General features: G+C 63.4%; 25 protein-coding genes. 1 reads left to right on the top strand and 24 read right to left on the bottom strand.

All coding sequences use genetic code 11. The annotated features are described in order from the left end of the window. Position 1: 1 nt before the first annotated feature. The 22 genes from rplR to rpsL form a co-directional block, all read right to left on the bottom strand. A complete protein-coding gene (gene rplR, locus K289_RS0125650) occupies positions 2-364 on the bottom strand; it encodes a 50S ribosomal protein L18 (protein WP_027554160.1) in 363 nt (120 codons plus the stop codon). 11 nt (positions 365-375) lie between these two features. Next, on the bottom strand, positions 376-909 hold the full coding sequence (gene rplF, locus K289_RS0125645) for a 50S ribosomal protein L6 (RefSeq protein ID WP_027554159.1): 534 nt from the start codon (positions 907-909) through the stop codon (positions 376-378). Between the two features lie 16 nt (positions 910-925). Further along, positions 926-1,324, bottom strand: a complete 399-nt coding sequence (gene rpsH / locus K289_RS0125640) for a 30S ribosomal protein S8 (protein WP_027554158.1) — start codon at positions 1,322-1,324, stop codon at positions 926-928. Between the two features lie 14 nt (positions 1,325-1,338). Then, positions 1,339-1,644 carry a 30S ribosomal protein S14 gene (gene rpsN / locus K289_RS0125635; protein WP_018322268.1) on the bottom strand — a complete coding sequence of 102 codons (306 nt, stop codon included), beginning with the start codon at positions 1,642-1,644 and terminating at the stop codon, positions 1,339-1,341. A gap of 46 nt (positions 1,645-1,690) precedes the next feature. After that, on the bottom strand, positions 1,691-2,248 hold the full coding sequence (gene rplE, locus K289_RS0125630; protein WP_035685704.1) for a 50S ribosomal protein L5: 558 nt from the start codon (positions 2,246-2,248) through the stop codon (positions 1,691-1,693). After that, positions 2,241-2,555, bottom strand: a complete 315-nt coding sequence (rplX, locus tag K289_RS0125625) for a 50S ribosomal protein L24 (RefSeq protein WP_011088142.1) — start codon at positions 2,553-2,555, stop codon at positions 2,241-2,243. Before rplX ends, rplE begins: the two co-directional genes overlap by 8 nt. Then, positions 2,555-2,923 (bottom strand): 50S ribosomal protein L14, encoded by a 369-nt coding sequence (gene rplN, locus K289_RS0125620; protein ID WP_008549246.1) that lies wholly within the window; start codon positions 2,921-2,923, stop codon positions 2,555-2,557. Before rplN ends, rplX begins: the two co-directional genes overlap by 1 nt. 83 nt (positions 2,924-3,006) lie before the next feature. Then, on the bottom strand, positions 3,007-3,255 hold the full coding sequence (gene rpsQ, locus K289_RS0125615) for a 30S ribosomal protein S17 (RefSeq protein ID WP_018647248.1): 249 nt from the start codon (positions 3,253-3,255) through the stop codon (positions 3,007-3,009). A 13-nt stretch (positions 3,256-3,268) separates the two neighbouring features. Then, positions 3,269-3,475: a 50S ribosomal protein L29 gene (rpmC, locus tag K289_RS0125610; RefSeq protein WP_027520957.1), complete on the bottom strand. Its 207-nt coding sequence runs from the start codon at positions 3,473-3,475 to the stop codon at positions 3,269-3,271. A 5-nt stretch (positions 3,476-3,480) separates the two neighbouring features. Beyond that, positions 3,481-3,894, bottom strand: coding sequence for a 50S ribosomal protein L16 (rplP, locus tag K289_RS0125605; RefSeq protein ID WP_027554156.1), 414 nt, complete (start codon positions 3,892-3,894; stop codon positions 3,481-3,483). 30 nt (positions 3,895-3,924) lie between these two features. Further along, positions 3,925-4,644 carry a 30S ribosomal protein S3 gene (rpsC, locus tag K289_RS0125600; protein WP_027554155.1) on the bottom strand — a complete coding sequence of 240 codons (720 nt, stop codon included), beginning with the start codon at positions 4,642-4,644 and terminating at the stop codon, positions 3,925-3,927. 18 nt (positions 4,645-4,662) lie between these two features. Further along, positions 4,663-5,049, bottom strand: a complete 387-nt coding sequence (rplV, locus tag K289_RS0125595; protein ID WP_008549264.1) for a 50S ribosomal protein L22 — start codon at positions 5,047-5,049, stop codon at positions 4,663-4,665. Between the two features lie 10 nt (positions 5,050-5,059). After that, entirely contained in the window at positions 5,060-5,338 is a 279-nt protein-coding gene (rpsS, locus tag K289_RS0125590; protein WP_008136357.1) for a 30S ribosomal protein S19, read from the bottom strand. A gap of 12 nt (positions 5,339-5,350) precedes the next feature. Next, entirely contained in the window at positions 5,351-6,184 is an 834-nt protein-coding gene (rplB, locus tag K289_RS0125585; protein WP_027554154.1) for a 50S ribosomal protein L2, read from the bottom strand. Positions 6,185-6,196: 12 nt separating this feature from the next. Continuing rightward, a complete protein-coding gene (locus K289_RS0125580) occupies positions 6,197-6,499 on the bottom strand; it encodes a 50S ribosomal protein L23 (RefSeq protein ID WP_008136362.1) in 303 nt (100 codons plus the stop codon). Continuing rightward, positions 6,496-7,116 carry a 50S ribosomal protein L4 gene (gene rplD, locus K289_RS0125575; protein WP_018647243.1) on the bottom strand — a complete coding sequence of 207 codons (621 nt, stop codon included), beginning with the start codon at positions 7,114-7,116 and terminating at the stop codon, positions 6,496-6,498. The genes K289_RS0125580 and rplD overlap by 4 nt, the downstream gene beginning before the upstream one ends. 1 nt (position 7,117) lies before the next feature. Then, positions 7,118-7,831, bottom strand: a complete 714-nt coding sequence (rplC, locus tag K289_RS0125570) for a 50S ribosomal protein L3 (RefSeq protein ID WP_027554153.1) — start codon at positions 7,829-7,831, stop codon at positions 7,118-7,120. Positions 7,832-7,882: 51 nt separating this feature from the next. After that, entirely contained in the window at positions 7,883-8,191 is a 309-nt protein-coding gene (gene rpsJ, locus K289_RS0125565; RefSeq protein WP_002712302.1) for a 30S ribosomal protein S10, read from the bottom strand. A gap of 84 nt (positions 8,192-8,275) precedes the next feature. Next, a complete protein-coding gene (gene tuf, locus K289_RS0125560) occupies positions 8,276-9,466 on the bottom strand; it encodes an elongation factor Tu (protein ID WP_027554152.1) in 1,191 nt (396 codons plus the stop codon). Between the two features lie 40 nt (positions 9,467-9,506). Beyond that, positions 9,507-11,579, bottom strand: coding sequence for an elongation factor G (fusA, locus tag K289_RS0125555; protein WP_027554151.1), 2,073 nt, complete (start codon positions 11,577-11,579; stop codon positions 9,507-9,509). 34 nt (positions 11,580-11,613) lie between these two features. Beyond that, positions 11,614-12,084 (bottom strand): 30S ribosomal protein S7, encoded by a 471-nt coding sequence (rpsG, locus tag K289_RS0125550; RefSeq protein WP_027520967.1) that lies wholly within the window; start codon positions 12,082-12,084, stop codon positions 11,614-11,616. Between the two features lie 15 nt (positions 12,085-12,099). Further along, positions 12,100-12,471, bottom strand: a complete 372-nt coding sequence (gene rpsL / locus K289_RS0125545; protein ID WP_007603006.1) for a 30S ribosomal protein S12 — start codon at positions 12,469-12,471, stop codon at positions 12,100-12,102. Between the two features lie 670 nt (positions 12,472-13,141). Between rpsL and K289_RS0125540 the strand changes: the two genes are divergently transcribed. Beyond that, positions 13,142-14,395, top strand: coding sequence for an NAD(P)/FAD-dependent oxidoreductase (locus K289_RS0125540; protein ID WP_027554150.1), 1,254 nt, complete (start codon positions 13,142-13,144; stop codon positions 14,393-14,395). Here the strand turns inward: K289_RS0125540 and K289_RS0125535 are convergent. Beyond that, positions 14,308-16,341, bottom strand: coding sequence for an ABC transporter ATP-binding protein (locus K289_RS0125535; protein ID WP_027554149.1), 2,034 nt, complete (start codon positions 16,339-16,341; stop codon positions 14,308-14,310). The genes K289_RS0125540 and K289_RS0125535 overlap by 88 nt on opposite strands. A 293-nt stretch (positions 16,342-16,634) precedes the next feature. Then, entirely contained in the window at positions 16,635-18,689 is a 2,055-nt protein-coding gene (locus K289_RS0125525; protein ID WP_027554148.1) for an FAD-dependent oxidoreductase, read from the bottom strand. Between the last annotated feature and the right edge of the window lie 142 nt (positions 18,690-18,831).

Raw genomic sequence — 18,831 nt, 5'->3', positions numbered from 1 at the left:
GTTAGAAGCTCAGCCCGCTCTCACGCGCCGCGTCGGCAAGAGCCTTGACGCGCCCATGATAGAGATAGCTGCCGCGATCGAACACGACTTCCTTGACGCCCTTCTCCGCGGCACGCTGGGCCAGCAGCTTGCCGACCGCCTTCGCAGCATCGATGTCGGCGCCGGTCTTGCCGCCGTCGCGCATCGACTTCTCGAGCGAGGAGGCAGAGGCCAGCGTCTCGCCCTTCAGGTCGTCGATGACCTGGGCGTAGATGTGCTTGGACGAACGGAACACCGACAGGCGCGGACGGCCACCACCGGAGCGGCGCAGCTTCAGCCGCACACTCCGCTTGCGCCGGGCATTCGTAACCTTGGCTTTCGACATGACCGGCTCCGTTACTTCTTCTTGCCTTCCTTGCGGAAGATGAATTCGCCAACATACTTCACGCCCTTGCCCTTGTAGGGCTCCGGCGGACGATAGGCGCGGATCTCAGCGGCCACCTGGCCGACGCGCTGGACGTCGCTGCCGGTCACCGTGATCTCGGTCGGCTTCGGCACGGTGATCGTGATCCCTTCCGGGATCTGATAGATCACGTCGTGGCTGTAGCCGAGCGCGAGCTGCAGGTTCTTGCCCTGCATCGCGGCGCGGTAGCCGACGCCGGTGATTTCGAGCTTCTTCTCGAAGCCCTTGGTGACGCCTTCGACGAGGTTCGCGACCTGGGCGCGTGCGGTGCCGTAGAGCGCCCGCGCGCGATTGGTCTCGAGCCGCGGCTTGACCTTGACCTGGCCGTTCTCGAGCTTCACCTCGACGTCGTCATGGACGACGAACTGAAGCTGGCCCTTCGGCCCCTTCATCTTGACGGTCTGCCCATCGACGGTCGCGGTAACGCCCGACGGCACCGCCACAGGCCTTTTGCCAACACGTGACATGGATCAAAAATCCTTCTCAGAACACCGTGAAGAGGACTTCACCGCCCACATTCGCGTCGCGCGCGCTGTGGTCGGCCATGATCCCCTTCGGCGTCGACAACACCGAAATGCCGAGCCCGTTGTTGACCCGCGGCAGGTTCTTCACCGAGGCGTAGACTCTGCGCCCGGGCTTGGAGACACGTTCGATCTCGCGGATGACGGGCTCGCCGTCGAAATACTTCAGCTCGATCTCGATCTCGCTGCGGCCCGAGGAATGCTCGAGCGTGGCGTAGCCGCGGATGTAGCCCTCGGTCTTCAACACCTCGAGCACGTTCTCGCGCATCTTGGAGCCGGGCGTGGAGACCTTGGTCTTGGAGCGCATCTGCGCGTTGCGGATGCGGGTGATGAGATCGCTGATTGGATCGTGCGTAGACATCTAAACGACCCTCCTTACCAGCTCGACTTCACGAGGCCCGGGACCATGCCCTTGGAGCCAAGTTCGCGCAGCGCGATACGGGACAGCTTGTTCTTGCGGTAGTTCGAGCGCGGACGGCCCGACAGCTCGCAACGCAGACGGATGCGGGTCGCCGACGAGTTGCGCGGCATTTCCGCCAGCTTCAACGTCGCAGCGAAGCGCTCCTCCATCGGCAGCTTCTTGTCGGCGATGATCGCCTTCAACCGCTCGCGCTTGGCGGCGGCGTTCTTCACCATCCGCTTGCGCCGGTTGTTCTTCTCGACTGAACTCTTCTTTGCCATGCTTGGCTCCTGGGTATCCGCGTTTGAGAGGCTTTAGGTCAGCGTCTCACTGCCGGAACGGGAAATTGAAAGCGGTCAACAAGGCCCTCGCCTCTTCGTCGGTCTTGGCCGTGGTGCAGACGGTGATGTCCATACCGCGGGCTTCCGTGACCTTGTCGAAGTCGATCTCGGGGAAAATGATGTGCTCCTTGATGCCGAGCGAGTAGTTGCCGCGGCCGTCAAAGCTCTTCGGGTTCAGGCCGCGGAAGTCGCGGACGCGCGGCAGCGCGACCGTCACCAGGCGATCGATGAACTCGTACATACGGGTCTTGCGCAGCGTGACCTTGCAGCCGATCGGCTGATTCTCACGCAGCTTGAAGGTCGCGATCGCGATACGCGAATAGGTCACGATCGCCTTCTGGCCGGCGATCTGGGTCAGCTCGGCGGCGGCGTTCTCGGCCTTCTTGCGGTCGTTGACGGAATCGCCAACGCCCATGTTCAGCACGACCTTGTCCAGGCGCGGAACCTGCATGACGTTCTCGTAACCGAACTTCTCGGTCAGCGCGCCGCGAATCTTCGCGTCATATTCCGCGCGCAGGCGCGGCACGTAAACGGTCTCAGCCATCGATCTCAGCTCCCGAGCTCTTGGCGATGCGAACCTTCTTGCCGTCCGCCAGAATCTTGAATCCGACGCGCGTCGGCTTTCCGTCCTTGCCGACATACGCGATGTTGGACAGTTGGATCGGCGCCTCTTTCGAGATGATGCCGCCCTCCTGGGCCTGCGTCTGCTTCTGGTGACGCTTGACCATGTTGATGCCGCGCACGAGCGCGGTGCCGGCGTCGGGACGCACCTCGAACACCTCGCCGGTGCGACCCTTGTCGCGACCGGTCAGCACGACGACCTTGTCGCCCTTGCGGATCTTCGCAGCCATCACAGCACCTCCGGCGCGAGCGAAATGATCTTCATGTGGTTCTTGGCGCGCAGCTCGCGCGGCACGGGCCCGAAGATACGGGTGCCGACCGGCTCGGCCTGGTTGTTGATCAGGACGGCGGCGTTGCGGTCGAAGCGGATGACCGAACCGTCGGCGCGGCGGATGTCCTTGCGGACACGCACCACGACGGCCTTCATCACGTCGCCCTTCTTCACCTTGCCGCGCGGAATGGCTTCCTTGATCGACACGACGATGATGTCGCCGATGGTGGCGTAGCGGCGCTTGGAGCCCCCGAGCACCTTGATACACATGACACGGCGTGCGCCAGAATTGTCGGCCACGTCGAGGTTGGTCTGCATCTGAATCATTGATGCACCTCGTCCTCTTTCTCTTCGCGCAGACGCGCTGCGCTCAACATTTCCCTGAAGTCAGTCGGCTAAGTGCCGGCAGCTCAGGCGCTTTTCTTGTGCTCGCCCCGGATCACGACCCAGCGCTTCAACTTCGAAATCGGCTTCGATTCCTCGATCCACACCACGTCGCCCGGCTTGAACTCGTTGCTCTCGTCGTGCGCGTGATAGTTCTTCGAACGGCGGATCGTCTTCTTGTAGATCGGGTGCGTGAAGCGGCGATCGACGCGCACCACGATGGTCTTGGCTTGCTTGTCGCTGACGACCACGCCCTGCAGAGTACGTTTCGGCATCTTCGTAAGCCTCTTACTTCTTCTTCGCGCGCTGCTGCGCGGCGACGGTCTTGATCCGGGCGATGTCACGGCGAGCCTCGCGCAGGCGCGAGGTGTTCTCGAGCTGCCCGGTGGCGCGCTGGAAGCGCAGGTTGAAGCGCTCCTTCTTCAGGTTCAGGACGGCGTCATCCTGCTGGTCGGGGCTCATCGCGCGGATGTCTTCGATCTTCATCTGGGCCATGGCCATTACTCCGCAATGCGCTCGACGAAGCGCGTCTTGATCGGCAGCTTGGCGGCCGCCAGGGTCAGCGCCTCACGTGCCGTCTGGGTGTTGACGCCGTCGATCTCGAACAGCACCCGGCCCGGCTTCACGCGAACGACCCACAATTCCGGCGAACCCTTGCCGGAGCCCATGCGGACTTCGGCCGGCTTCTTCGACACCGGAACGTCGGGGAACACGCGGATCCAGACGCGGCCGGCGCGCTTCATGTGGCGGGTCAGCGCGCGGCGGGCGGCTTCGATCTGGCGCGCGGTGACGCGCTCCGGCTCGGTCGCCTTCAGGCCGAACTGGCCGAACGCCAACGTCGCGCCCGAAGACGCGACGCCGTGGATGCGGCCCTTATGCGCCTTCCGGAACTTCGTTTTCTTAGGTTGCATCATGGCTTTAAGCCCTCAAATTCCTGTGCTGGCTCAGGCCGCGGCCGCGTCGCGGCGCTGACGGCCACCACCGCTACCACCACCCTCGCCTTCGGCCATTCTCTTGTCCTGGGCCATCGGATCGTGCTCGAGGATCTCACCCTTGAAGATCCAGACCTTGACGCCGCAGGTGCCGAAGGTCGTGAACGCGGTCGCAACGCCGTAGTCGATGTCGGCGCGCAGCGTGTGCAGCGGCACGCGACCTTCGCGATACCACTCCATGCGCGCGATTTCCGCACCGCCCAGACGGCCCGAGCAGTTGATGCGGATGCCTTCCGCGCCGAGACGCATCGCCGACTGCACGGCGCGCTTCATGGCACGGCGGAACGCCACACGGCGCTCGAGCTGCTGCGCGATCGACTCGGCCACCAGCGTCGCATCGAGCTCCGGCTTGCGGATCTCGACGATGTTGATGACGACGTCGGACGAGGTGATGTCCGCCACCTTCTTGCGCAGCTTGTCGATGTCGGCGCCCTTCTTGCCGATCACCACACCCGGACGGGCCGAGTGGATGGTGACGCGGCACTTCTTGTGCGGACGCTCGATCACGATGCGGGCGACAGCCGCCTGCTTGAGCTCCTTGTGCAGGATCTCGCGGATCTTGACGTCCTCGTGCAGCAGCTTGCCGTATTCCTGCTTGCCGGCGAACCAGCGGGAATCCCAGGTCCGGTTGATGCCGAGACGCAGACCGATCGGATTGATCTTTTGACCCATCGTTTTCTCCTGCGTCCCTTAGGCGGCCGCTTCGGCTTCGACCTGACGAACGATGATCGTCAGCTGCGAAAATGGTTTGTAGACACGACCCGAACGGCCACGGCCGCGGGCAGCGAAACGCTTCATCACGAGGCCGTTGCCGACGAAGGCCTGCGCCACGACGAGATCGTCGACATCGAGGTCGTGGTTGTTCTCGGCGTTGGCGATAGCCGATTCCAGGCACTTCTTCACGTCGACCGCGATCCGCTTGCGCGAGAACTGCAGGTCGGCGAGCGCGGCAGACGCCTTCCGGCCGCGAATGAGCTGGGCGACCAGGTTGAGCTTCTGCGGGCTCACCCGCAGCATCCGGGCGACCGCCTTGGCCTCGTTGTCGGCGAGGCTCCGTTCGCGCTTAGGTTTGCTCATCGTTTAATCCTCAAGCCTTCTTGGCTTTCTTGTCGCCGGAGTGGCCATGGAAGGTCCGGGTCGGCGAGAACTCGCCGAACTTGTGGCCGACCATTTCCTCGTTGACCGCGACCGGCACGTGCTTCTGGCCGTTGTAGACGCCGAAGGTCAGGCCGACGAACTGCGGCAGGATGGTCGAGCGACGGCTCCAGATCTTGATGACGTCGTGACGGCCGGACGCGCGCGCGGCATCTGCCTTCTTGAGCAGAGAACCCTCGACGAACGGGCCTTTCCAGACTGAACGAACCATGTCCGGCGTTCCTTACTTCTTCCGCTTGTGGCGGCTTAGGAGAATGAATTTGTTGGTCGACTTGTTGGTGCGGGTCTTCTTGCCCTTGGTCGGCTTGCCCCACGGAGTGACCGGGTGGCGACCGCCGGAGGTACGACCTTCACCACCGCCGTGCGGATGGTCGATCGGGTTCATCGCGACACCGCGGTTGTGCGGGCGACGGCCCATCCAACGCTTGCGACCGGCCTTGCCGATCGAGGTGTTCATGTGATCCGGGTTCGACACCGCGCCGATCGTGCCGCGGCAGCGGCCGTGCACCAGGCGCTGCTCGCCCGAGTTCAGGCGGATGATCACGTAGTCCTGGTCGCGACCGACGAGCTGGGCGTAGGTGCCGGCGGAACGGGCGAGCTGACCACCCTTGCCGATCTTGGTCTCGATGTTGTGGATGATCGTGCCGACCGGCATGTTGCCCAGCGGCATGACGTTGCCCGGCTTCACGTCGACATAGTTGCCGGCGATGATGGTGTCACCCACGGCCAGGCGCTGCGGCGCCAGGATGTAGGCCTGCTCACCGTCCTGATACTTGATCAGCGCGATGAAGCCGGTGCGGTTCGGATCGTACTCGAGCCGCTCGACGGTGGCGGGAACGTCCACCTTCTCGCGCTTGAAGTCGACGGTGCGCAGCGTCTGCTTGTGGCCGCCGCCGCGGAAGCGCACGGTGATGCGACCGGTGTTGTTGCGGCCGCCCGAGGATTTCTTGCCCTGGGTGAGCGCCTTGACCGGTTTGCCCTTGTAGAGGGCCGAACGATCGACCATGACCAGCTGGCGCTGGCCCGGCGTCGTGGGATTGAATGTCTTCAGTGCCATCGTCGTACGACCTTACAGACCGGTGGTGACGTCGATCCGGTGGCCCTCTTCGAGGGTCACGATCGCGCGCTTGCTGTTCGACTGCGAACCGAGATTGCCGCGGAAGACCTTGGTCTTGCCCTTGCGGACCAGCGTGTTGACGCTCTTGACCTTGACGTCGAACAGCTTCTCGATCGCTTCCTTGATCTGCGGCTTGGTCGCTTTCGCGGCCACCTTGAACAGGACCTTGTTGTGCTCCGAGGCAATCGTCGCCTTTTCGGTGACGACCGGCGACAGGATCACGTCGTAGTGGCGAGGCTCGATGTTCTTCGTCATTTGAAGCGCGCCTCCAGCGCATCGATGGCGGCCTTGGTCAGAACGAGCTTCTGACGGCGCAGGATGTCATAGACGTTGATGCCCTGGATCGGCAGCACGTCCATGTTCGGGATGTTGCGGGCCGCAGCGGCAAAGCCGTTGTTGAGCTCGGCGCCGTCGATGATCAGCGCGTTGGTGAGCCCCAGGCCCGAGAAATGACCGAGCAGCGCCTTGGTCTTGGCGGCTTCCAGCGCGGCCTTCTCGATCACGACGAGATCGCCGTCCTTGGCCTTGGCCGAGAGCGCATGCTTGAGAGCAAGCGCGCGGACCTTCTTCGGCAGGTCGGTGGCGTGCGAACGCACCACCGGACCGAAGGCACGGCCACCGCCACGGAACTGCGGCACGCGAGCCGAGCCGTGACGAGCACCGCCGGTGCCCTTCTGCTTGTACATCTTCTTGCCGGTGCGCCAGATCTCGGCGCGGCCCTTGGCCTTGTGCGTACCGGCCTGGCGCTTGTTGAGCTGCCACTGCACGCAACGTGCAATGATGTCTTCGCGCGGCTCGAGACCGAAAATGGCGTCGGAGAGCTGGACGGAGCCGGCTTCCTTACCTTCGAGGGTGGTGACCTTCAATTCCATCTCACGCCTCCTGCGCAGCCGGGGCGGCTTCCGCGTCGCCAGCAACCTTGAACTTGCCGGGCTTCGGAGCTTCCTTAGGCAGCGGCTTCTTGACGGCGTCGCGCACGCGGATCCAGCCGCCCTTGGAGCCGGGAACGGCGCCTTCGACGAGGATCAGGCCGCGCTCGACATCGAGCTGAACGACGCGGAGGTTGAGCGTGGTGATGCGGTCGACACCCATGTGGCCGGGCATCTTCTTGTTCTTCCAGGTCTTGCCGGGATCCTGACGACCACCGGTCGAACCGATCGAGCGGTGCGAGATCGACACACCGTGGGTGGCGCGCAGACCGCCGAAGTTCCAGCGCTTCATACCGCCGGCGAAGCCCTTACCGACCGAGGTGCCGGTGACGTCGACGAACTGGCCGACGACGAAGTGATCGGCCTGGATCTCGGCGCCGACCGGGATCATGGCGTCCGCGGTGACGCGGAACTCCTCGACCCGGCGCTTCGGCTCGACCTTGGCGACCGCGAACTGGCCGCGCTCTGCCTTGGGCATGTAAACGGTCTTGCGGGCACCAGAACCAAGCTGGAGCGCGACGTAACCGTTCTTCTCTTCGGTGCGGTGGCCTACGACCTGGCAATTGCCGAGCTTCAGCACGGTCACGGGGATATGTTCGCCGGCCTCCGTGAAGACCCGCGTCATCCCGACCTTTTGTGCGATCACTCCGGAGCGCATCGGCTTGCTTCCTGTTCTTTCTGTCCGCTTGCGCGAACGGGATCCAAAATCTTAGAGCTTGATCTCGACGTCGACACCGGCGGCCAGGTCGAGCTTCATCAAAGCATCGACGGTCTGCGGGGTCGGATCGACGATGTCGAGCAGGCGCTTGTGAGTGCGCATCTCGAACTGTTCGCGGCTCTTCTTGTCGACGTGGGGCGAACGGTTGACGGTGAACTTCTCGATGCGGGTGGGCAGCGGAATGGGTCCGCGGACCTGCGCGCCGGTGCGCTTCGCCGTGTTCACGATCTCGCGGGTCGACGTATCGAGAATACGATGGTCGAACGCTTTGAGACGGATACGAATATTTTGGCCGTTCATTGCCGTGGTCTTTCTTTGAGCAGAGTGGCGAGTAGCGAATAGCGAATGTTTCCACTCGCTACTCGCCAATCCTTATTCGCGTAATTACTCGATGATCGAGGCGACGACGCCGGCGCCGACGGTGCGACCGCCTTCGCGGATCGCGAAGCGGAGCTTCTCTTCCATCGCGATCGGCACGATCAGGTGCACTTCCATCGCGATGTTGTCGCCCGGCATCACCATCTCGGTGCCTTCCGGCAGATGCACGACACCGGTCACGTCGGTGGTGCGGAAGTAGAACTGCGGACGGTAGTTGGTGAAGAACGGGGTGTGGCGACCGCCCTCTTCCTTGGTGAGGATGTAAGCCTCAGCCTTGAACTTGGTGTGCGGCTTGACCGAACCCGGCTTGCAGAGCACCTGGCCGCGCTCGACTTCCTCGCGCTTGGTGCCGCGGAGCAGAGCGCCGATGTTGTCGCCGGCCTGGCCCTGATCGAGCAGCTTGCGGAACATTTCGACGCCGGTGACCGTGGTCTTCTGGGTCGCACGCAAACCGACGATCTCGATTTCCTCGCCGACCTTGATCACGCCACGCTCGACACGGCCGGTCACGACGGTGCCGCGGCCCGAGATCGAGAACACGTCTTCGACCGGCATCAGGAACGGCTGATCGATCGGACGCTCCGGCTGCGGGATGTACGAGTCGACGTTCTTCATCAGCTCGATGATGGCATCGTGGCCGAGCTTCTTGTCGGAGTCTTCGAGAGCGGCCAGCGCCGAACCCTTGATGATCGGAATCTTGTCGCCCGGGAATTCGTACTTCGAGAGCAGCTCGCGGACTTCGAGCTCGACGAGCTCGAGCAGCTCCGGATCGTCGACCATGTCGCACTTGTTGAGGAACACGACGAGCGCGGGCACGCCGACCTGGCGGGCGAGCAGGATGTGCTCGCGGGTCTGCGGCATCGGGCCGTCAGCGGCCGACACGACCAGGATCGCACCGTCCATCTGGGCGGCGCCGGTGATCATGTTCTTCACGTAGTCGGCGTGGCCGGGGCAGTCGACGTGGGCGTAGTGGCGGTTCGGCGTCTCGTACTCGACGTGCGCGGTCGAGATGGTGATGCCGCGCGCCTTCTCTTCCGGCGCCTTGTCGATCTGGTCGTACGCGGTGAACGTCGCACCGCCGGCTTCGGCGAGAACCTTGGTGATCGCCGCGGTCAGCGACGTCTTGCCATGGTCGACGTGACCGATGGTGCCGATGTTGCAGTGCGGCTTGTTACGTTCAAACTTTGCTTTGGCCATTTGACTCTCCGTTCAATCGTCAGCTTTAGACCGACGACAATCAGGCAAACTTCTTCTGGACTTCTGCCGACACGTTCGCCGGCGCTTCTGCGTAGTGGTCGAACTGCATGGTGAAGGTCGCGCGACCCTGGCTCATCGAGCGCAGGTTGTTCACGTAACCGAACATGTTCATGAGCGGCACCATCGCATTGATGACGTTGGCATTGCCGCGCATGTCTTGACCCTGGATCTGACCGCGCCGGGAATTCAGGTCGCCGATGACCGAGCCGGTGTAGTCTTCCGGGGTCACCACCTCGACCTTCATGATCGGCTCGAGCAGGACGGACTTGCCCTTCTGCAAGGCCTCGCGGAATGCCGCGCGCGATGCGATTTCGAAGGCCAGCGCCGACGAGTCGACGTCGTGGTACTTGCCGTCGACGAGCTGAACCTTGACGTCGACCACGGGGAAACCCGCGACCACACCCGAGCTCATCACGCTGTTGAGACCCTTTTCGACGCCGGGGATGTATTCCTTCGGAACCGCACCGCCGACGATCTTGGACTCGAACTCGTAGCCCTTGCCGGGCTCGTTCGGCTCGACCACGATCGACACTTCCGCGAACTGACCGGTACCACCGGTCTGCTTCTTGTGAGTGTACTTGACCTCGGCCTTCTTGGTGACGCGCTCACGGAACGCCACCTGCGGCGCACCGATGTTGGCGTCGACCTTGTAGGTGCGCTTGAGGATGTCGACCTTGATGTCGAGGTGGAGTTCGCCCATGCCCTTCAGGATGGTCTGGCCGGACTCCTGGTCGGTCGACACGCGGAAGGACGGATCCTCCGCGGCGAGCTTCGCCAGCGCCACGCCCAGCTTTTCCTGGTCGGCCTTCGACTTCGGCTCGATCGCGATCTCGATGACCGGCTCGGGGAATTCCATCTTTTCCAGGATCACCTGCTTGTCGGGATCGCACAGCGTGTCACCGGTGCGCGCTTCCTTCAGGCCGGCCAGCGCGACGATGTCACCGGCATAGGCTTCCTTGATGTCTTCGCGGTTGTTCGCATGCATCAGCAACATGCGCCCGATCCGCTCCTTCTTCTCGCGGGTCGAGTTCACGACGCCGGTGCCGCTCTGCAGGATACCGGAATAGATGCGGCAGAAGGTGATGGTGCCGACGAACGGGTCGTCCATGATCTTGAACGCGAGCAGCGCCAGCGGCTCCTTGTCGTCCGCCTTGCGCACGACTTCCTCGCCCCGGTCATCAGTGCCCTTGATCGCGGGCACGTCGATCGGCGACGGCAGATAGTCGACGACCGCGTCAAGCAGCGGCTGCACGCCCTTGTTCTTGAAGGCCGAGCCGCACAGCACGGGATAGAACGCGCCGGTCAGCACCGCCTTACGGAGCAAACGCTTCAAGGTCGCCTCGTCCGGCTCCTTGCCGTCGAGATAGGCAGCCATGGCGTCGTCGTCGAGCTCGACGGCGGCTTCCACCATCTTCTCGCGGTATTCCTTGGCCTGCTCGACGAGATCTTCCGGGATGTCAACGTAGTCGAACTTTGCGCCGAGCGACTCGTCGTTCCAGATGATGCCCTTCATCTTCACGAGGTCGACCAGACCCTTGAAGTTGTTTTCGGCGCCGATCGGGAGCTGGATCGCGATCGGCTTGGCGCCGAGGCGGTCGACGATGTCGGACAGACACTTGAAGAAGTCGGCGCCGGTCTTGTCCATCTTGTTGGCGAAGACGATGCGCGGAACCTTGTACTTGTCGCCCTGGCGCCAGACGGTCTCGGTCTGCGGCTCGACACCCTGGTTGGAGTCGAGAACGCACACGGCGCCGTCGAGCACGCGCAGCGAACGCTCGACTTCGATGGTGAAGTCGACATGGCCGGGGGTGTCGATGATGTTCAGGCGCTTGCCGGCCCAGAAGGCGGTGGTCGCAGCCGAGGTGATCGTGATGCCACGCTCCTGCTCCTGCTCCATCCAGTCCATCGTCGCGGCACCTTCGTGCACTTCGCCGATCTTGTGGCTCTTGCCGGTGTAATAGAGGATGCGCTCGGTCGTCGTGGTCTTGCCGGCGTCGATATGCGCCATGATACCGAAGTTACGGTAGTCCTCGATGGCATGTTGGCGGGGCATGGGTCGTTCCTTGCGAGTCCGTTAGGTGTCGCCGTTACCAGCGATAGTGCGAGAAGGCGCGGTTGGCTTCCGCCATCCGGTGCACGTCTTCACGCTTCTTGACGGCGTTACCGCGGTTGTTCGAAGCGTCCAGGAGTTCCGCCGAGAGCCGCTCGGTCATCGTCTTCTCGTTGCGCTCGCGCGCAGCCGAGATCAGCCAGCGGATGCCCAGGGCCTGCCGGCGGGTCGAGCGAACCTCGACCGGAACCTGGTAGGTCGCGCCGCCGACGCGGCGGGAGCGAACCTCGATCGTCGGCATGACGTTCTCGAGCGCCTGCTCGAACACGCCGAGCGGGTTCTGCTTGGTCTTGGTTTCGATGATGCCGAACGCACCATAGACGATACCTTCGGCAACCGACTTCTTGCCGGCATACATCACCGAGTTCATGAACTTCGTGACGATGATGTTCCCGAACTTCGGATCGGGAAGGACTTCGCGCTTTTCCGCTGAGTGGCGACGAGACATTGAGCTGGTTCCCGCTTACTTCGGACGCTTGGCGCCGTACTTCGAACGACGCTGCTTACGGTTCTTGACGCCCTGGGTATCCAGAACGCCGCGGAGGATGTGGTAGCGCACGCCGGGCAAGTCCTTGACGCGACCGCCGCGGATCATGACCACCGAGTGCTCCTGAAGGTTATGGCCCTCACCGGGGATGTAGCCGATCACCTCGAAGCCGTTGGTCAGGCGCACCTTGGCGACCTTACGAAGCGCCGAGTTCGGCTTCTTCGGGGTCGTGGTGTAGACGCGCGTGCAAACGCCGCGCTTCTGCGGCGACTGCTGCAGCGCCGGCACCTTCTTGCGCGACTTCTGAACTTCACGCGGTTGTGCGATCAGCTGGTTGATCGTCGGCATCCTGGCCTTCACCCTTTTTCTGCTGCGGCCCGTTGCCGGGACCGCTGTCTTGCCGCGAACCGTTATCGGGTTCGCAAATTCTTCTGCCGGACTACCCGCCCGACGCGGCCGCCCTGCCCGGAACACCCGCGCAAAGCGAAATTGCGCCAACCGCTCCATTGCTGAGCGGAAAGCGCTTCGACGCACAGAGGACCGCAGTAACCGGACCGATCAGCGAAACGCCGCGGCCCACGCACCGAGGTCATGCATCCGAGTTCGATCTCAAGAGGACGTGCTCAAGAGAACTAAAATCGCCTGGCATTGCCTAGCTATGATCGACAGCGTTTGAGCGGCATTCGTCGAGGTTGGTGCCCGTTTTAGCAATCCCAAAAGGATCAGACGGGTGGCCCGTTCCGACGTTGGCGATGCTCACCGCCTGTCGTTAAGTGAGGCGCTTTCTATAAGTGAGAATCGCTCAAGTCAAGGCGAAACCACGTCAGAAAGCGCTTCTAGCGCCTGTAGAAATCGCTGCTTGGCGCCCTCACCGCGCTACGCGGATATGGGAACCAAGCTCGCACTTTGCCAGCCCAGAAATAATTTATATCCGGGTGAAATATACTTTTATAACCCTCACTAAGGCTTTTTTTCCTGTTCGTGGGTCAATCTGCCGCCTTCGGCAGAGACAAGCGCCATGCGGTACACCGACATTGCCATTATCGGCGGGGGACTTTCCGGCTCGACCGCCGCCGCAATGCTCGGGCGCGCCGGGATTCCGGCAGTGCTGATCGATCCGCATGACAGCTATCCTGCCGATTTCCGGGTCGAAAAAATCAGCGGCTCGGAGCAGGTCGAGCGCTTCTTGAGGACGGGAATCGGGGAATCGGTGCTGCGCCGGGCGACCTTTGCCGGCCAGAACTGGATCGCGCGCGGCGGCCATCTCCTCGACAAGGCGCCAAGCCGACAATTCAATATCCTCTACGATTCCCTGGTGAATGCGGTTCGCGACGAAATCCCCGAGACCGTCGGGCGCATCTGCGCCAAGGCCATCTCGGTCGCAGCGAGCCCCGAGCGGCAGAAAATCACGCTCTCCAACGACGAGACGGTCTCGGCCCGCCTGGTCGTGCTCGCCAATGGATTGAATGTCGGGCTGCGCCACCAGCTCGGCATTGCGCGCAAGGTCATCAGCGCGTGCCATTCGATCTCGATCGGCTTCGACATCGTGCCGGCCGGGCGATCAACCTTCGACTTCCCGTCGCTGACCTACTTTTCGGAGCGGCCCAGCGACCGCATCCCCTATATCGCGCTGTTTCCGATCGGCGCGCGGATGCGCGCCAACCTGTTCGTCTATCGTGCCTTCGACGATCCCTGGCTGCGCGAGCTGCGCCGCGCGCCGGTCGCGACGCTCACCGCCGCGCTGCCGCGGCTGACGCGCGTCACCGGCGCATTCAACGTCGCCGGCGAGATGAAGATCCGCCCTGCCGATCTCTATGTGAATGATGCCCGCGGCGTGCCCGGCGTCGTGCTGGTCGGCGACGCCTTTGCAACCTCCTGCCCGGTCGCGGGCACCGGCTGCGACAAGGTCTTCACCGACGTCGAGCGGCTCTGCAACGTCCACATTCCCGAATGGCTCGCCTCCGACGGCATGGACGCGGACAAGATCGCCGGCTTCTACGATGATCCGGTCAAACGGGCCTGTGATGACTGGTCGGCGGCGAAAGCCTTCGACTTCCGCTCGGTCTCGATCGGCACGAGCCCCTACTGGGCGGCGCAGCGCTGGGCGCGCGTCATCGCCTGGTCGGCTCAGGGCCTATTGCGGCAAGTTGGAGGCGCGTTCGACCTGGAGCCGAACTTCCTCGGTCACTCCTCCTCGTCGTCCTCGTCCTCATCATCCTCGTCGAGATCGTCCTCATCCTCGTCGTCATCGTCGCTGTCGTCGTCGGCGTGAGCGGCGGCACCATGCGGCTGGTGCATCTGGTCGTCCCACAGCTTGCGATAGGTGCCGTTTTTGGCGAGCAGCGCGGCATGCGAGCCACGCTCGATCGCCCTGCCCCCTGAAATCACGATGATCTCGTCCATCTCGACCACCGAGGTCAGCCGGTGCGTCGACCAGATCATGGTGCGGCCCTTGGCGACCTTCAGCAGCGTGCGGTTGATCGCGGCCTCCGTGGTCTGGTCCAGCGCCGAGGTCGCCTCGTCCAGCAGCAGCACCGACGGATTGCGGACGAGCGCGCGCGCGATCGCGAGGCGCTGGCGCTGGCCGCCGGAGAGCGTGTCGCCGCGCTCACCGACCGGCGTGTCGTAGCGCTGCGGCAGGCTCATGATGTAGCGGTGGATCTCGGCCTTCTTGGCCGCCTCCTCCACCTCCTCGTCGGTCGCGCCCTCCTTGCCGAGCCGGATATTCTCTCGGATCGACATGTTGAACAGCATGTTCTCCTGGAACACGACCGCCATGCTCCGGCGCAGCGAGTCCAGCGTCACCTTGCGGATGTCGACACCGTCGATCGTGACCCGCCCCTCGTCCGGCACGTACAGCCGCAGGATCAAATTGAGCAGCGTGCTCTTGCCGGAGCCGCTGGGGCCGACGATGGCGATGCTCTTGCCGACGTTGAGCTTGAGGCTGAGATTGTCGACGACCGGCGTCTGACTGCCTTCGTACTGGAAGGTGACGCGGTCGAAGGTGATGTCGTGGGTGATCCGCGGCAGATCGGGCGCGCCGGGGCGATCGGCGCCGCGCGTCGGCTCGTCCAGCAGCTCCTGGATGTGACGGATCGCGGCGGCCGAGGTGATCGACACCGGGATGAAATGCATGACATGGGCGATGTTGTAGGACACCTCCCAGAACGCGCTCTCGAAGGTGACGAAGGTGCCGATGGTGATCTGGCCCTTGGTCGCCAGATACGCGCCGATCGCGAGCACGACGAGATGCAGCAGCAGCACCGAGATCGTGACCGTCCGCTCCACCATGGTCGACAGGAACCCGGCTGCGGCGATCCTGTTGCGCGTCTCGTCGTTGCGGAAGCTGAAGAAGCCGAACATCTTGCGCTGCAGGCTGAACGCCTTGATCACAGCCTGCGCCGCCACGTTCTCCTGCACCATGCCGAGCACGGCGGATTCGTTCAGCTTCTGCTCGTAATTGGCCTGCACCGCCTTCGGGGTGAGAATGCGCGGCCCGATCAGCGTGATGGGAAACACCAACAGCGCAACCACCGCAAGCTGCCAGTTCAGGAACACCATCAGGATGATGCCGGCGATCAATTCAAAGAACGGCAGCGCCGCGCTGTTGGCGAAGGTCTTGACCGCGCCTTCGAAGGCCGAGAGGTCGACGGAGAAGCGCGACAGGATTTCGCCGCGCTTGGTGCGGCCGAAATAGGCTGCCGGCAGGTCCTGGACGTGCTCGAACAGCCGCTTGCGGACGTCGGAGATGATGCAGGCCGCGAGCCGCGCGTCCCAGCGCTCGTACCAGACGGCGACGATCGAGGTGAAGATGCCGGCGACCGCGAGCACGCCGAGGATCTTGTAGAGCGCCTGGAAATCCTCCTCGCCGAGCGCGTCGTCGATCAGGAATTTCAGGCTGAGCGGCATGATAACGTTGAACAGCGTCTCGACGACGACACCGAACGTCACGAAGGACAGGATGCGCTTGTAGTTCGTAAGGAAGGGTTTGACGAAGCCCCAGATGGTCGCGAGCGCGCCGGCGGCCTCGCGCGCGGTAAAGACGACGAGATCCTCGTCCTCATCGTCGTCGTCGAGCTCCAGCTCGTCGTCCTCGTCCTCGTCCTCCTCGTCGTCTTCGAGCTCCGGCTTGGCGCCGGATGCGAGCTTTTCTTCGAGCTCGGCCGCTTCTTCCGCGGCGAGCTTCTGTTTGTCGGGCGAGAGAGGCCTGGATGCCATGAAACCAACCGATGCTGACGGCCGGCATGACCGCAGAGAACTCAGGAAAACGGCGGCGAACCGCTATTGCACCGATTCTATGCGATCAGGACGAATTCGGCAAAGCAATTGGCGAATTCGCGCGTCCCGGTTCTGCACTCCGCTCCTCATCTTGAGGAGCCCGCGTAGCGGGCGTCTCGAAGGATGGCCGCGGGCGATGTCCGGGCCTTCATGGTTCGCCCGGCGATGCAAGGCATCGTCCGGAGACGCGCGTTCCGCGCTCCTCACCATGAGGGTCTTGTGAACCAGCAAGGCTAGTCGTCGTCCTCGACCTTGTCGAAGAAGGAATAGCGCAGGCTGTCCGCGTCGGCGTACCACTGGCCCGGGCCCCTGCCCGCGGCGAGCGTTGCCTCCCAGAGGGCGTCCGCGCAGTCGTTGCGGTGCATCGACAGATCGAAGCCGTTGCCGAAGAACAGTTCGGACCATTCCCACCAGGTGCCGAGCTTCCTGACGCCGCGGAGCAGATCGTAGCGGTCGATCAGCGCCGGAGCCATGTCCGAGGTGATCGAGCCGAACACGAGCCCGATCTTGACCACGCGGTTGAGCTCGCGGATCGCGCGCACGACCTGCTTCGGAGAGACGTGGCACAGGCTGGTCTCGAACACGAAATCGAACGCACCGTCCTTGAACGGCATGTCGACGATCGAGCCGAGCTTGTTGTACTTCTTCAGCGCCTTCGGCGTCCGGGCGTGGACGGCGCGGTTGTTCTCGATGCCCCAGGCATCGATGCCGTGCTCGCGCAGCGCGCCCACCAGCTCGCCGCTGGCGGAGCCGGCGATCAACAGCTTGGAGCCCTTCGCCTTGCCCCAGACGATGCCGATCAGCCTGGCGAGATAATCGGGATCGGTGAACTGGCGCCACACCTCGTGATAGGGACCGACGCCGCGATAGTTCTCGAAATAGGCGCGGTCGATCTTGTCGGCCACCGGCTTCTCGCCCTGCTCACGCTCGCGGCGCAGGCGCATCATCTCGGTCACGATGATGTCGGTCGCCGCATCCGACGAGTCGAGCAGGCCGTTCAGCGTCGAGTCGAACAGATAGTCGCCGACCAGCACGATGCCGGGATGCTCCTTCGGCTCGGGCCGGTGATTGGTCATGACGTCGCGCACCGGCAAGCCGCCCGGCAGCGCGTTCACCGACGACAGCCAGCGATGGATCTTGCCTTCGATGAAATGCTCACGCGCATCGCCGAGCGACGCCGGCAGCGATTTCAGTGCGGCGTCGATCAGTTCCTGGTCCGACAGGTTGGCGAAGGCCAGGGCGTCGGAGCCGGGAATCAGCCAGTTCAGCACACCGTGCTTGCCGACGTCGTGGCGCGCGCCTTCGTTGTAGACGCAGCAGCCGCCGAAGGCTTCCGACATGAACCACGCGCCCGGGATCTTCTCGCCCCAGAACGGCGCATCGAACAGGATCGAGACGCGCAGATAGTGCGCGGGACGGTCGAAGTAAGACACGTGCTTGACCATCGACTTGCGGAGCTGCTCGCCTTCCCAGCCGACGGTCGCAAGCCATGAATGCGGCAGGCAGACCAGCACGAGATCGAAGTCGCGCGTCTCCGGCCCCTTGCCGTTCATCATCTTGAGCTGGTAGCGGCCGGTCGGCGCCTTGCCGACGGTGAGCACGCGGTGATTGAGCTGGATGTCGGCGTTGACCTCGGACTGGAGGCAGTCGACGAGCTGCTCATTGCCGTTCTGGATGGAATAGAGGCCGATATAGCCGTCGACATCCATCAGGTAGTTCTTGAGCGCGTTGAGCCCGTTGGTGTTGTGGCTTTCGGTTGCGATGTCGGAGCGCGCCATCACCTTGAAGAATCGTTTTGCGGTTTCGTCCCCGACTTCCTCGTCGAGCACCTGCTCGGCCGTCTTGAAGGCCCAGGGGTTCTCGTTGTCGTGCGCGCCGACGCCCTCGTAATATTCGATCGGCGACATCAGGTCGGCGCAGCGCTTGCGGAACGTCTCGATCGCCGCCGCGGTCTTGGCGCCGTATTTGCGGCGCATGCCGGGCACGTCGTTGAGGAGCTCGCCGCCGAGATGGACCTGCTCCGCATCCATCGGAATGGTCTGCAGGCCGAAATGCTGGATCAGCTCGCGCAGCGGATCGGGGCCGGTCATCGAGTAGTCGTAGATCTCGGCGACGCCGGCCTCGTACATCGCGGGCGCGGAATCGAACTTGCGCGTGACGATCTTGCCGCCGAGCCGGTCGGACGCCTCGAAGATGGTGATGCGGCAGAGATCGCCGAGCTTGCGCTTCAGATACCAGGCGCTCATCAGCCCGCCTGGGCCGCCGCCTACGATTGCGAGATCAAGCATGTGAGTTCCGTGGTCTCCGGCCGCCCCCCGTGTCGGGACCTCCGGTCTAAGCTGCCCTAGCAAAAGCGCTTTTCAGGCTGAAGGAAAGATGAACAAACGCGGTCCCCGCATCGCAGCAAGGAAAGAAAGCAGCAAAAAGGCC

Source organism: Bradyrhizobium sp. Cp5.3, assembly GCF_000426265.1.
In the GTDB taxonomy this organism is placed as follows: domain Bacteria; phylum Pseudomonadota; class Alphaproteobacteria; order Rhizobiales; family Xanthobacteraceae; genus Bradyrhizobium; species Bradyrhizobium neotropicale.
Note: the sequence above shows the minus strand (reverse complement) of the source record. Positions and strands in the feature narration are given on the sequence as shown.